At 69.7% G+C, this 12,713-nt stretch carries 12 protein-coding genes; 7 read left to right on the top strand and 5 right to left on the bottom strand.

The annotated features are described in order from the left end of the window. Positions 1 to 258 precede the first annotated feature (258 nt). Positions 259 to 2,337 carry a hypothetical protein gene (locus tag ACFYNS_RS30700; RefSeq protein ID WP_388606151.1) on the bottom strand — a complete coding sequence of 693 codons (2,079 nt, stop codon included), beginning with the start codon at positions 2,335 to 2,337 and terminating at the stop codon, positions 259 to 261. A gap of 506 nt (positions 2,338 to 2,843) precedes the next feature. Further along, positions 2,844 to 3,122, bottom strand: a complete 279-nt coding sequence (locus ACFYNS_RS30695) for a hypothetical protein (protein ID WP_276479318.1) — start codon at positions 3,120 to 3,122, stop codon at positions 2,844 to 2,846. Between the two features lie 787 nt (positions 3,123 to 3,909). On the opposite strand from ACFYNS_RS30695, the gene ACFYNS_RS30690 reads away from it, so the two are divergent. The 4 genes from ACFYNS_RS30690 (at position 3,910) to ACFYNS_RS30675 (ending at position 6,718) form a co-directional block, all read left to right on the top strand. Then, positions 3,910 to 4,293, top strand: coding sequence for a hypothetical protein (locus ACFYNS_RS30690; RefSeq protein ID WP_388606149.1), 384 nt, complete (start codon positions 3,910 to 3,912; stop codon positions 4,291 to 4,293). Further along, positions 4,286 to 5,215 (top strand): recombinase family protein, encoded by a 930-nt coding sequence (locus ACFYNS_RS30685; protein WP_360290122.1) that lies wholly within the window; start codon positions 4,286 to 4,288, stop codon positions 5,213 to 5,215. Before ACFYNS_RS30690 ends, ACFYNS_RS30685 begins: the two co-directional genes overlap by 8 nt. A 208-nt stretch (positions 5,216 to 5,423) precedes the next feature. Continuing rightward, positions 5,424 to 5,867: a hypothetical protein gene (locus tag ACFYNS_RS30680; RefSeq protein WP_360290124.1), complete on the top strand. Its 444-nt coding sequence runs from the start codon at positions 5,424 to 5,426 to the stop codon at positions 5,865 to 5,867. Beyond that, on the top strand, positions 5,864 to 6,718 hold the full coding sequence (locus ACFYNS_RS30675) for a bifunctional DNA primase/polymerase (RefSeq protein ID WP_388606146.1): 855 nt from the start codon (positions 5,864 to 5,866) through the stop codon (positions 6,716 to 6,718). Before ACFYNS_RS30680 ends, ACFYNS_RS30675 begins: the two co-directional genes overlap by 4 nt. A 423-nt stretch (positions 6,719 to 7,141) precedes the next feature. Here the strand turns inward: ACFYNS_RS30675 and ACFYNS_RS30670 are convergent, their stop codons facing one another. Together ACFYNS_RS30670 and ACFYNS_RS30665 are read right to left on the bottom strand one after the other, a co-directional pair. Further along, positions 7,142 to 7,558: an NUDIX domain-containing protein gene (locus tag ACFYNS_RS30670; RefSeq protein ID WP_388606144.1), complete on the bottom strand. Its 417-nt coding sequence runs from the start codon at positions 7,556 to 7,558 to the stop codon at positions 7,142 to 7,144. 152 nt (positions 7,559 to 7,710) lie between these two features. Further along, complete coding sequence (locus tag ACFYNS_RS30665; RefSeq protein ID WP_388606143.1) at positions 7,711 to 8,904, bottom strand: hypothetical protein; 1,194 nt, start codon at positions 8,902 to 8,904, stop codon at positions 7,711 to 7,713. A 186-nt stretch (positions 8,905 to 9,090) separates the two neighbouring features. Here ACFYNS_RS30665 and ACFYNS_RS30660 point away from each other — a divergent pair, with 186 nt between their 5' ends. Both ACFYNS_RS30660 and ACFYNS_RS30655 read left to right on the top strand, forming a co-directional pair. Further along, a complete protein-coding gene (locus ACFYNS_RS30660; RefSeq protein ID WP_388606142.1) occupies positions 9,091 to 9,513 on the top strand; it encodes a hypothetical protein in 423 nt (140 codons plus the stop codon). A gap of 322 nt (positions 9,514 to 9,835) precedes the next feature. Continuing rightward, positions 9,836 to 10,579: a hypothetical protein gene (locus ACFYNS_RS30655; RefSeq protein WP_388606140.1), complete on the top strand. Its 744-nt coding sequence runs from the start codon at positions 9,836 to 9,838 to the stop codon at positions 10,577 to 10,579. Between the two features lie 24 nt (positions 10,580 to 10,603). Here the strand turns inward: ACFYNS_RS30655 and ACFYNS_RS30650 are convergent, their stop codons facing one another. Continuing rightward, complete coding sequence (locus ACFYNS_RS30650; RefSeq protein WP_388606138.1) at positions 10,604 to 11,527, bottom strand: recombinase family protein; 924 nt, start codon at positions 11,525 to 11,527, stop codon at positions 10,604 to 10,606. A gap of 984 nt (positions 11,528 to 12,511) precedes the next feature. Between ACFYNS_RS30650 and ACFYNS_RS30645 the strand changes: the two genes are divergently transcribed. Further along, on the top strand, positions 12,512 to 12,658 hold the full coding sequence (locus ACFYNS_RS30645; RefSeq protein ID WP_388606136.1) for a hypothetical protein: 147 nt from the start codon (positions 12,512 to 12,514) through the stop codon (positions 12,656 to 12,658). Positions 12,659 to 12,713 lie beyond the last annotated feature (55 nt).

Here is a 12,713-nt window from a genome sequence, read left to right as displayed (position 1 = left end):
GCACAGCCGTCGGACTCTGGGGTGACTCATCGGTAGGCATCGCCCTCATCACGGCCGGCGGCACCTCCCTAGCCATCAGGATTGAGATGCGGCAGTAGACGCGGTTCTCGGTCCCGCTGGGCTCAGCACCCAGCGGGACCCACAGTCAAGCGCCAGTAGGGGCGACCCCGGGGGAAATAACAAGCCCTGTGGTGAGCGTCCTTCTAATGATCGTCAGAACCGAGCAACTGCGGGCTGCGACGACCACTGCCATAGCACTCAGGCGGTAGCGATGCGGCGCAGGATGCGGGCTTTCGCCGCGGTGTGGTCGCCACGGCCGTCGGCGGTGCGGGGGTAGCGGCGGCGGGGAAGAGCGGGAAGCGTGGTGACGACGAACTCGGCTTGCTCCTGGTGGGTCTGAACGCCGGTGCGCACGCCCTTCTTCGGGGCCCGCATCCACTCCTCTTCCTGGCGCCACCACCGGTACAGCTCGATCTCGATGGCGTAGCGGCGTGCACGGCTGGCGGTGACGCCATGGCAGCCCAGGGCCTTGGCCGCGGTGATCAGGGCGCCGGGCCGGGGGCGGTAGTGGGGAGTGCCGGAGCGCTCGCGGGTGAAGGTGCGGCGGGCGGCATGCTGGTCGGCTCCTCGGCGGCCTACAACGGTGCCAGCGGTTGTGATGCAGCGGGTGCCTGGCACGGCGTGGCAGGTGGGGCACTCGTGATGAACGGCCATGACAGCGCGGGTGACGACCATGAGGTTGCGCAGGGCGCTCAGGTGCCGGATGGCAGTACGCGGGGCGTACCCGGTGCGGGCGCACAGCTCGGAGAGGTTCAACGGGCGTTCTGCGTGCTCGATGAGCTGCTGGTAGATGCGGCCGGCGTGATGGCCAAGTCCTCCGGCATGGGTATCGGTGGCCCTGCCGTAGGCGAAAGCGTCGGCCTGACCTGCTGAAAGACGCTGCTGGAGACGAGAGATCAGCGTGGCTCGCCGCTCCCCTACGGGGGGCGGGGTTCCTTGTGTCCCACCCTGTGCAGCGAGGGTGATTCCAGGGTGCGCAGCGGTGACGGGGAGCAGTTCGTGGGTGCCTGCGGGGCCTTCGGTGGCGCGGTCGGCGAGCCAGCCGTCGAGGGTGAGGCGGTTCTGGGCGCGGTGCATGGTGGAGCGGCCGTGGGCGGCGGCGATGGCGGCACGGCGGACGTCGAGGTCGAGGACAGTGGTGCCGGAGCGCAGCGCGTACAGGCACCGCAGGTCGAGGGCGGCGCGGTCTGCGGGGCCGGACTTGCGTGCCCAGCGCTCGGGGTCGGCGTCGGCGGCGGCCTGGACGTCCTCGACCAGGGCGACGACGTCGGCGATGTTCTGCGTCCATTCCAGGGTGTCCTCGGTGAGCGGCAGGGTGGCCGCGTACGCCACGCAGCGGGCCCACTGGCGGGCCAGCTTCTCGCGGGCCTGGGTCCCGGGAAGAACGATGCGCAGCCTGCCGCCGCGCCGGGTGCTGGTGCAGGCGTGCAGGAGACCGCCCTCCCGGTGGCGGCGCTCGTCGAGCAGTTTCTCGACCATTGGCCACGTCCAGCGGCGCAGGGCGAGGCGGCCGAGCAGGGAGGCCAGCGTCTCGCTGACGCGGTCCTCGGCCGGGCGGTGGGTGAGCAGGGTGACCGTATCGTCGTCCAGCAACGTGTTCGGGGTTCCCGCCAGCCGCGGGCCCAACTCGTCGTCGAGGACCTGGGCCTGCTGCTGCTCGCGCACGATGCGCGGGCGGACGGTCGCGGGGGCCGGGACGGAGTCGATGATGAGCGCGAGGCGCACGAACGCGTCGGAGACGTTGCCGCAGCCGGTGGGGGAGAGCAGCGCGGCGGCGCGGCGGGAATCGAGCGGAGCCTGCAACTGGCTGCGCCCGCCGTCGCGGTGCGCGGCGCCGATCGGGCGGACCGCTCCGGTGGCCGGGTTGCACAGCAGGCCGTGGTCGAGGGTGGGCAAGCGCAGCGCGGCGGCCTTGGCGATGGAGGCGACCAGCACGGCCTCCAGCGGCTCGGCGGAGGTGACCCAGACGTGCCGCCCGCCGGCGGATCCGGAGGCGGCGACCACGTAGGTCAGCCCGGCCTCCTCCAGCCAGCGCAGCAGGGTCGAGAGGTCGGGGCCGGTGTCGCCGCGCTTGGAGTCGAGGTCGAAGCAGACCCACTGGAAGCGGTCGAGGCGGTCGGCGAGGTGCACGGCGTACGGGCCGTTCGGGGCGGCCTGGGGGATGGGCTGGGCCTTGTAGGAGTGCAGCCACTCGCCCGCCCCGGAACGGGTGTCCGCCCGGATGGAGTCGCGCGGGGACAGCTCCAGGAACAGCGCCTGGAGGTCGGCCAGCTCCACCTCGAAGAGGGGCAGAACACCTGTATGGGGGTTGTGATTCGGGGCAGATGACGGGCTGTGCTCGCTCGACTCCGCGGACACTCCGGGGGTCGGCGTGAGCTGTCCGGCACCGTAGCGGTCCGCTACGATGGGGGGTGCTCCTAACTCCATATGCACGCCGAAGCCCCCCTACCGCCGTTCGGCGGAGGGCTCCAACGCGACCAACCAGGCGCGTGACGGGGCTCCGAACTCCATATGTGTGGCTCTTGGGGCACCACCCGCCCGACGGACGCCCTGGAAAGCGTCTGTGGGGCTCGACTCACCTCCTGTTCTTCGGAGCGGGGGGCGAGACCTCCGGTTGGAAGCCGGAGACCTCTGTGCGGTGGCGTTTGGAAGACGCCTTGCACTGCGGTAATGCGATGGGTTTCAGCGGCCTGGGAAGAGACGCTGGACCCGGTACGTCGGAAGGGCGCCGCCCCGGTTGGAAGCCGGGGCGTTTTGGCGCCCTTCGACGCTTTTTCAGACGATCAGCCAGTCATGGGAAGTTCCCCCTGGTCCGGCTCACCGAAGGCTTCGCGGGCCCACACCGGACGGCCGCTGTCATCGAGCTGGTCGCGCAGGATGAGTTCCGCGATGTACTTGCTCATCGAGACCCCCGACGCTTTGGCGTTGGCGAACGCCCTGGCGTGTGCCTCGCGAGGCACCAGCGGCGACAGTCGCACCAACTTGCGCTTGGATTTCGAGTCTGCGACGGGCGGTACGTACTCCCGGTCGCGCACATCCCGACTTCCATAGGGCCTAGACATGCAGGCGATCATGTCATGCCAGCAGTTCATGTACGTACCCAAAACGCGGGCGCGTCGCGAGTTTTTTCTGGGGCGGGAGGTTTCATCTACCGCTGGGCAACACGAGCCTGACGGGTGATTAGGGCGAATCAAGGCATTCAGGACGGAAGGCTGAGTCAGCGACCGTACGGCAGGACACCCGATTTGAGTGCCTCCCGGACCTGCTGCAGGCGACCGCGGCCCGGCCCCGGTTCGTGGCCCAGCCCCGGCCGGACCTCAGCCCCTGCCCACACCCCCGTTGCTTCCCGGCGCGCACGGATCTGCACCACGACGAAACCGTTTCGCGCCGGGGAGGGACGGGGCAGCGGGGCCCCGGGGGCGGCGAAGCCCCCGGGTACCACGCTGCTCAGCCGCTGGTATGTGCCCGGCCCCGTACGGCCAGCCGTGGGAATCGCCGTGGATCTCATCAACGAGCCCTGCAACGGCCCGCAGGACGGCGTTCCCGCTGCTGTCTGGAAGGTCGTCGCCCTCGCCGCGACCGCCGCCGGCGACGGCGGCTGGCCACCATCTCCGGCTGCTCGGCACGGGCCTGCCGGGCGGCCTCCAACCGCGGGTCGAGAACCACCGGGGGCGGAATCGGCCCTCTGCGCCCCTCTCGACTCTGAACGGCTCATCCAATCAGCGACCAGCGGAAACGTGGCCCCGAGCCAATCAGAACCGCACCATGGTTGCGCCTCCCCTTTTCGCCCCCCTAGGGTGGGTCATCGGACGCCGAGCCGCCGCGGCCCGGCCAACCCAAGGGGACAACATGGCATTCGGCGACATCACCACGACCGATCTCAACGGCTGGCAGTACCGCGCGATTGGCGTGCTCGACGGCCTCGTGAAGGCCGGGCTCAAGGCCGAGCGGTACCCGCTCAACTGGACCGTCATGAACAACGGCGCCCTGCGCGGCGAGGTCGACCGCCTTGGCGCCAGGCAGACCGACAACGACCGCCGCGCCATCTTCGACGAGTGGTGCCGTGTCCTGGACGCCAGCGCGCCGCGCGAGTCGAAGCGGTTCGAGGGCGGCGTCCGGCTGACGGCCGTGTTCAAGCACCCCACCAACCGCGGCGACGTCCAGGGCTCCCTCGTGCTCGACATCGACCTGCCACTCGACGGCGAGGACCAGGAGGAAAGCGGCCGTGACTGACCGCCTGTACCTGCGGCACTCCACGGACAAGCAAACCAATCTCCGGCAGAAGCACCACCTTGCCTCCTATCTCGACGCCGGCGCCCCGGCCTACGAGGACCCTGCAACCTCCAGCCGTCTGCACCCGCTCAAACGGCCCGGCTTCATGCAGCTGCTGGACGAGGCGGCGGTCGGCGACGTCGTACGTCTGGCAGACGCTGCCCGGCTGTTCCGCTCGGTCAAGGACGTCCTCGACGTCCGGGACGTCCTCCGACGGCGCGGCCTGCACCTGCGGATCGCCGCAGGCGCCTGGGCGGGCATGGACCTGACTTCCGAGGACCCGATGACGAAGCTGTTCGTCACGATGCTCGCCGGGGTTCTGGAATTCCAGCGGGACATGATCAGCGAGAACACCCGGGATGGAGTCGCCGCCGCACGCACGGAGGGCAAGACCCTCGGACGTCCCGCGCGGCTCAACGCCCAGCAGGCCGCCGATGTCGTCGCCGCCTACGACGGCGGTACCGCGGTGAAGGCCCTTGCCCGGCAGTACCACGTCGACCCCAAGGTGATCCGGCGAGCTCTGGACTCCGCCGGAGCCCGCCACAGTCCTGACCTCGGGGGTCTTCTGGACGATGACCCCACGACGTCAGGAGACCATGACCTCACAGGGGCCGCCGACCCCGATCCGGTCGTGGCGGTCGACGTGCCCGGCCTGGTCGCCGAGCACCTGGCCGATGTCGCCGACGACGCTGTACGCGAGGCCCTGCAGAACGGCCAGCAGATCCGCCGGGGGCAGGGCTACCTCGTGCGGGCCTCCGCACCGGTCAGCGTCCACGTGGCGATGATCGAGCACTCCACGGCCGCGCTGATGCAGTCGCCCGCCGGCCGCAAGGCCCACCGCATCCACTCCGATCGCGTGACGGCCGCGCGGATCGCGCCCTGAGTGTCGGTGCGGTTCGCTACAGTCGGGTCTGCGGTCACTGAGACCGTGGGCCCGGCTCGCGGCCCGGTTCGTCTGGCCCAGACCGGACGAGCAACACCGAAGGTGCTCCGCGCCGAGCCGCCCACCACATCGCATCACCCTTGCTGGCCTCGCTCTTGGCGGCCGGTGAGTCTGGGATCACCGCGAGCCGCGGAAACGAGAGCTTGAGATGCCGAAGAACCACGCGCGCAAGAAGGCCCTGGCCGACCTCAAGGACGAGCTGGGCATCAAGCACGCCTGTGCCATCGCGCTCCTGGACCACCCCGAGGCCGACGAGCGGGAGACCTTGGAGCGGTACCTCGCGGAGTACGTCGACATCAACACCTACCGCGAGGCGGTCGACTACCTCCGCCAGGAGCAGAACGACCCGCGCAACCAGCTCCTGTGCGAGAAGTGCGGCTGGACGAACGGCATGGTCTGCCCCGAATGCCCCGGGTGCGGCTGCTACAACGACCAGTGCTCCGGCTGGCGGCACCACGAGTACGCCGACAACGACCCCGACAGCGACTTCGACCCCAACGCCTGCCCGGAGTGCGGAGCCGGCGGCAGCGGCAACCCGTACGACGAGTGCTGCTGCTACGACTACGAGGACGACGAGGTCGAGGCCGCGTGAACGTCCGCGACGTCCAGGCCGTCATCACCGCCAGCGGGTACGCCCGTCACGGCAGGCCGCACGGAGGCAGCGCCTTCCGCGCGTGCACCTGCCCCAAGGTCGGCTGCGGGGCCGTGGCCGACGGCACCGAGCGCGACGACTGCCCCGAGCACCGTCGCAACCCGGCCCAGATCTGGCACTGGTCGGCCGAGTGCCCGCAGGTGCTCGCCGCTGCGCGAACGGCGGTCGACCGGGGTCTGGCCGTCTTCCCGCTCCCGATCGGCGGCCGGGTCCCCGAACCCGGGTGGCAGCGCCAAGCCACCCTGCTCCCCGAGCGGCTGCCCGAGCTGCTCGCCGGGCGAGGAGTCGGCGTCGGCTGCCGGGCCTCCCACGTCGTCGCCCTGGACCTCGATGTCCACGACGACGACGGGTTCGGTGTCCTCTCCGCCCTGGCCGGCCGACTCGGGGAGGCGGTGCCCGAGACCTTCACAGTGGCCACGCCGTCCGGCGGCCGGCACATGTACTTCCGGGCGCCCAGAGGCTGCACCATCGGCAGCGTCTCCGGCGGTCGGACCGCCCTCGGGCCAGGGATCGACGTCCGCGGCCCCGGCCGCCGCAGCGGCGGCTACCTGATCGGGCCCGGCTCGATCGTCGGCGGACTGCCGTACTCGATCGTCCGCGACGTGCCAGTGGCACCGCTGCCCGGCTGGATCGGCGAGCGCCTCCAAGTCGCACCGGTAGGGCGGTACGGGCCGGGGCAACGGCCCCGTACGGGCCGACACCGCCGCTACTTTGCGGCTGGGGCCAGAGATACGAGTCCGGGGCCCAGACGTGCATCGCTGCACGTGAGGTGGTATTCGTCGTGCTCCTGAGCCACAGCGATGCCCGCACCGACGCGGAGCGACCACTGCGGCCGGCACCACTGCGCGGCAGCAGGTGCGCCCCCTCGGCCACGACCGGGGAGTCTGGTCTGCTCACGCTCGCGCGTCCGTGACGGGGGCAGTACGGCGGCCCGGTCCCGCGGCGGTGTGCCAGCTCCATCACGGACGACGCGCCCCCCACCCCTCCCTCGTAGCCCGCCTGAAGGCCACTCCGACCCCGTGACGGGCTGTCGAACGGCGACGGTGGTGCGGTGTGCCGTCGTGGTTGCCGTTACCGAGCGCGTGAGCCCCGGAGCCAGCTGCTTTGGCTCCGGGGCTCTCCTTCTTCGAGGTGAGCGGCCGGACTAGAGTCGGCAAAAGCGCCCGCAGCCAGCTCGAATGGCTGCGGGCGCCCCTATGCGGTGGGCCGGACGGTCAGCGGCTTGCGGTGGCCTTGGCGAGGATGTCGGCGTGGTCGAAGGCGAGCGGCGGCAGGTCGTTCAGCGGCCACCAGCGGGCGTCGCGGGCGTCGTCGCCTGCCTGGGCGGGCGTGCCGGAGACGACGGTGAGGTGGTAGGCGACGGTGACGTACCGGCCGCGCGGGTCGCGGCCCGGAGCGTCGAACGGGCCGATCTGCTCCAGTTCGTGCGGCGCCGCGTGCACGCCGGTCTCCTCGGCGAGTTCCCGGGCGGCGGCCTCACGGCTGGTCTCGCCCGGGTCGACGTGCCCGCCGGGCAGCGCCCAGGCGCCCTCGTAGGGGGGCCAGTCCCGCTCGATGAGGAGGACGCGGCCGTCGGTGGTGGTGACCACCACGTCGGCGGTGTAGCGGATCGTCTCGGCAAGTTCGGTCATCGGTTACTCCTTCGCTGGTCGGCCCGCCCGGCTCCCGGACGGGGACTGTGCCTTGGCATCCCGGGGCCGCAGCCAGCTCGAATGGCTGCGACCCCGGGTGGTGCTGTCGTGCGGTCAACGCTCGACGACGTCTTTGTTGAGGTCGCGTCGCGTCAGTCGTCGGTGTCGTCGTTGAGGGCGTCGCGCATGGAGCGCACGGCGGTGTGGGACAGCCCGGAGATGCGGCCGAGGCCGGAGTCGGTGGCGTCGGTGTCCCAGGTCAGGACGCGGGCCAGCAGCGCGCGCCGCTGCTTCTTCTTGGGCTTGAGCTTGGCTTCGGTCTCGCTGATCTCGGCGCCGATGGCGGCCAACTGCTCACGGATGTCCGTACGCCGGGCGCGGCGCAGGTCCTCGGCCCACCGGCCGGTGCCCAGCAGCTTGATGCCCTGGGCGGTGGCTTCCTTGACGGCGCGGGCGGTGATCTGGCACAGCTCGTCGTCGTCGGTGGTGTCCTGGATGCGGTGGGCGTGCACGCCGCTGGAGTCCCACCAGCGGACGTCGACCGGCTCCAGCCCGTCGGCCTGCTGGCGGCGGTAGTGGTGCAGCCAGCTGTGCACGCCCACCGGGTGCAGCGTGGGGGTCCGGCCGTCGTAGGGGGTGGGCGGGCACTGGGAGTCGCGGGAGAGGCCGACCAGGGTCTCGTGCAGCTCGGGGTCGTCGGCGGCGGCGTCGGTGATGCTCCGGGCGATGGCGGAGACCACGCGAGGGAGCTCCTGGTCGCCCTGGTCGGCCCAGGCCGGGTCGATCAGGTCGGGCCGGTGCCGGAAGACTTCGGCGGTGTCCAGGTACCAAGCTCCCCGGGGGCGGGGGAAATCGTGCTCACCGCCGCGGTAGGGGAACCTGTTGATCAGGTGGCTCACGGCGGCATGGGCGTCGGCGGCGACGGGTGACCAGTCCAGCGTGGTGCCCGACTGCCCGGTGACGCGGAGCGCCCCGTCGGCGATCTCGCGTGCCAGCGGCTCCACTTGCTCCAGGAGTCCGTTGATCGCGGCGGGGGTGGCCAGCTGCGGCCACCAGTCCAGAGGGAGATGGCCCAGCTGGATCCGGGCCGGGAGGATGCCGCTCAGGATGTGCGAGTAGTAGACGTGCTCACCCAGCCGCGCGAGCACCTCGGGGTCCCGCCCGTCGGGGCCCGGGTTCTCCACCGGGGAGGCGGTCAGCTCCCGGGTGGTGAGGTCCAGGGTGTAGGCGACGGTCGCGAGCCAGCCCAGGACCTCCTCCCCGCCGTTGTCGGTGGGCCGGCGCTGCCAGCTCTCGGGCGGGGTCCAGTCCTCCGGGACTCGCCGCACGGTCAATGCGTCATTCATAGGTCTGCCCTTCCGTCGGTGGACGGCCCGCCCGCCCTGCAACTACTTTCAATCTCTCATGGGGACGGATAACTTGAAAGTGGTTTCATAGAGTTGACTGGGTTTCGTTCGGCAGCTTCGGAGGTTCTTCTCGGCGACCGTCGTGTCGCCTTGAGCTGGATGGGTGGCCCGGAGAAGCTGGCTGAGATGCCTGTGGAAAGTGGCCACCTGATCCGCGTCGCCAACTTCATCGACGCGCGCCTCACCGAGCGGCTGACGCGGGACGCCCAGTGCGGCATTCCGCGCCTCGTGGCCAGCGATGAGGATTCCCGGATGCTGCGGGCACTTTTCCGGGTCGTGGAACGACTGCGGGCTCAGCACGTGGTGTTGCAAGCGCACGAAGATGACGTGCCCTGGGACATGGCTCAGGCGATGGCCGGAACCGCCCACTACGAAATGTGTCTGATCGCCGAGCAATGGAGCGACCACCCGGACTACCGACCGGAGTTCTCCCCCTCCTGGCGACTGGAGACCGCCGCTGGCTCCAAGGCTGTTCGGGTGAGACCGAGGTGCTCCGGGCAGACCTCTCGGTTCTCGGTCACGGAACAGGTCGGCGCGCGAGGGTGCTGACCCGGTCTGTGCTCGGCTCTTGAGTCCTAGCTCAGACGCCCGGGAGCAAGTAGCCCGTCGGTAGGTTCCGGAGGCTCAACCTTCGCGGCGGGCGTCCGGGGCTCGCTCAGCGACGTGTCGGTCGATGCGGGGATCGCTCTGGGGGCCGGGAGCCGCGCGCCATCCGGATGCAGCGGTGGCGCCCATTCCGGGCAGATCCTTGCCCGTCGGGAAAAGAGCCATCACTCCGTCGATGCGTACGGCCCTGCACCGAAATACTCCCTGCCCTCGGGGCCGCCGTCGATAGGCTTCTCCCTCATCTAGGCATTCGAGGGGAGTTGGCATGGCCAGCACGTGCGTGTTCTGCGGGGGTAAGGCAAGCAGCCGTGAGCACGTGCTGCCCCAGTGGCTGCGGCGCCAGGCCCCCGAGGAGTTCGTGAGGGCGGGCAGCATCCGGACCATCCGTACAAAACAGGGCGAATACCGGCAGATCGCCGAACTGTTCGGCACCGCCACCGTCAAATGCGTCTGCTCCACCTGCAACAACGTCTGGATGTCCAGCATTGAGCAGAAGGTTCAGCCGTTTCTATACCGAGTGATGATTGGCCGGCCTGTGACTCTTGGCCCTGACGAACAGACCGCCCTCGCCACGTGGGCCATGAAGACGTCGATGATGATGGTGCAGTCCAGCGTGCTCGACGACCTGACGATGATCCCGCGCGCTGACTACCTCCAACTGCACCGTTACGGCCAGCCATCCATGCGCCGCACCACAGCTCGGGCCCTCTACGTCGACCCGCCTGGCGACGAGCACCAGCACGAGTGGGGGACCTTCCTTGGTCGAAGGCTCCGCGGGAAGACCAGCGGCTACTCGGTCATCCTTCGCACCGGTGCCCTTACCGTGCAGTTCACCTCACTGCGCCTGGCACCGGGCTACGAGACCGCCCGGTACGGGGAGAACGGGCAGCAGTTGCGGCTATGGCCGCCCACCGAGGCGTTTTCCTGGCCTCCACTCATGCCCACACCCAGCGATGGGCTGGCCTGTATGCACCCGGCTCGGGTGTGGGCGAAGAAGCGGAGGGCCTGACCCGGCAGTTGGCCCTGGGAATGATCACGGTTTCGGTGTGAGCGTGCTGACCCGGTTCTCGTACTCGCGGCGAGCCTTGCGCTGGGCCGGGACGGCGGGGACGCCCTGACTACCGTCGAGCGGCTGGCAGCGGGCGAGGAGCTGGCGGTGCACCGCGAGGACGGCGCTGACGCGCAGGGTGTAGCCCTGGCCGCGGCGTACGGCCACCCCCTGGTCGAGCGCGGCACGCTCGGCGGGCTCCAGCTCGGTGGTGCGGAGGTAGTCGGCGACCTTGCCCGGCATGTCGAGGGTGACCGGCAGCTCCGGGGCGGGCACGTCCTCCTTGCTGGCGGTGTGGTCGGGCAGGAGGTCGGCGACGGCCGTGCGGATGGCGCCGCGGCTGACCCGGTGCTCGCGGGCGAGGGCGGCGATGGAGCGCCCTTCCAGGTACGCGGTGCGTACCTCGGCGGTCTTCGCGGCCGCCACCGCGGGGCGGCGCCCGCCCTTGCTGCCCTTGGCCTCGGCGGCGCGCAGCCCGTCGTAGGTCAGCTCGCGCTGGAGGTCGCGCTGGAGTTCGCCGGCGGCGGCGAGGGTCTGCACCATGAACTTCACGGTGGACAGCAGCTCGCCGGTGCGCGGGTGGCGGGCGGTGAGGTCCATCGCGGAGAACGCGCCGTCGTGGATGCGCAGGGCGAGGCGATCGCGGTGCAGGACGTCGAGCACGTCGAGGATGTGCTGATTGCCGCGCACCAGGCGGAACATCTCGGAGATGTGCACGGTGTCGCCCGGCCGCGCGTACTTCAGCAGCTCGCCGAACTTCGGGCGCTGGAGAGGGTGGAGGCGGCTGGAGGTGCCGGCCTCCTCCTCGAAGACGATCGGGTCCTCGATCCCGGCCTCGTCCAGGACGAGGTTCTGCCGGGCGGTGGACTGCTGGTCGGTCGAGACCCGCTTGTAGACCAGGTTCGCCACCGAGGGGCCCCTTCCGTATGGAGGAATGGACCCTATCCGTCATCAAACCCTGTCAGCAATCACCATCGGATCTGATTGGATTCGGGCCGCCGTGAACCCCCGGATCACGCGGGTCATGGGACGCATGAGCCGCCTGTCGTCAAAGGATCGTTTGCCGACAGGTGGCCGGAGCGGACCCGCGCTGTACAAATGACTCAGGGCCCGGCTATTGGCTGGGCCCTGAGTACGTAGCCGCTCCGCGCATGGCAAATGACCCTGTGCGAGAGGGTGGTTGGTGGGGGGTCCTGCTGCAACAGGAGTGACCCCCGAATCCCTAGGTTCGTCCACAGCATTCAGAACGCCCGGGGCCCACGCGTGTCGCGCGGGGTTCATGGCCCTAACCATGCACCCGGGCCCCCGGATGAGCAACTTCCCTTACCGGCTGACGCGCCGAAACTTGAAGAATGAGCACCCTGACCAGGGTGGATACCACTTAATCGCAAGGAAATTCCCGAGTTATCCAAGACAGTCACGAGACACTTCATGAACAACCCCTGCGGAGCAGTCGCATAAGCGGAATGCACGGAGTTATTTATCAACTGTCGCTAGATGCAAAACTCGTCCAGTAGCCGCAAGGGGTGGGCTTTGGCCTGGGGAAACGTGACGTCCGAGCCGCGCTAATGGACGTTCACGACGAATGGGATGTTTTATCGATGAGGCCAGCATGTGCCCTGTTTCTTGCTGACACGGCGGGTTGACATTCCCCTGTACGGGAGGAACTCACCGGCCCTTCGTGAGAGTCGATGTCGATAGCGTGAAAAGTGGCTCGCCCGGCTGCAACCGGGAGGGCCCAAGTTTCAGCCCAGCTCAGCTGGTTGGAACGAGCAGCGTCCACAGCATCCGCCCGACACAGGAGACTGAGTGCCCTTCCCTCTTCCGGAAGAACCCGCGTCCCCGGCCGAACACGCCAACGAAACACTTGCTCCCTCGCGTAACCGCTCAGCGTTGTCCTGGACCGACCTGCTCCTGCTGGTCGTAGTCCTGGCAACGCTGGTTGGTCTGCTCGCCTGCGGTATCGAACTGGCCCAGGCGCTGACAGTCGTGGGAGTCGCCGGTCTGCTGACCGGCGAACTGCGCCGTCGTCTGTCCTGACACTCGCCTGCCCGGGGCTCCTTCGCGGAGCCCCGGGCCCCAGGGCTGGCGAGAG

The organism is Streptomyces sp. NPDC006925 (assembly GCF_042869575.1).
Lineage (GTDB): Bacteria > Actinomycetota > Actinomycetes > Streptomycetales > Streptomycetaceae > Streptomyces.
The sequence above is the reverse complement of the archived record's forward strand: the minus strand, read 5'-3'. Positions and strand labels throughout refer to the sequence as shown.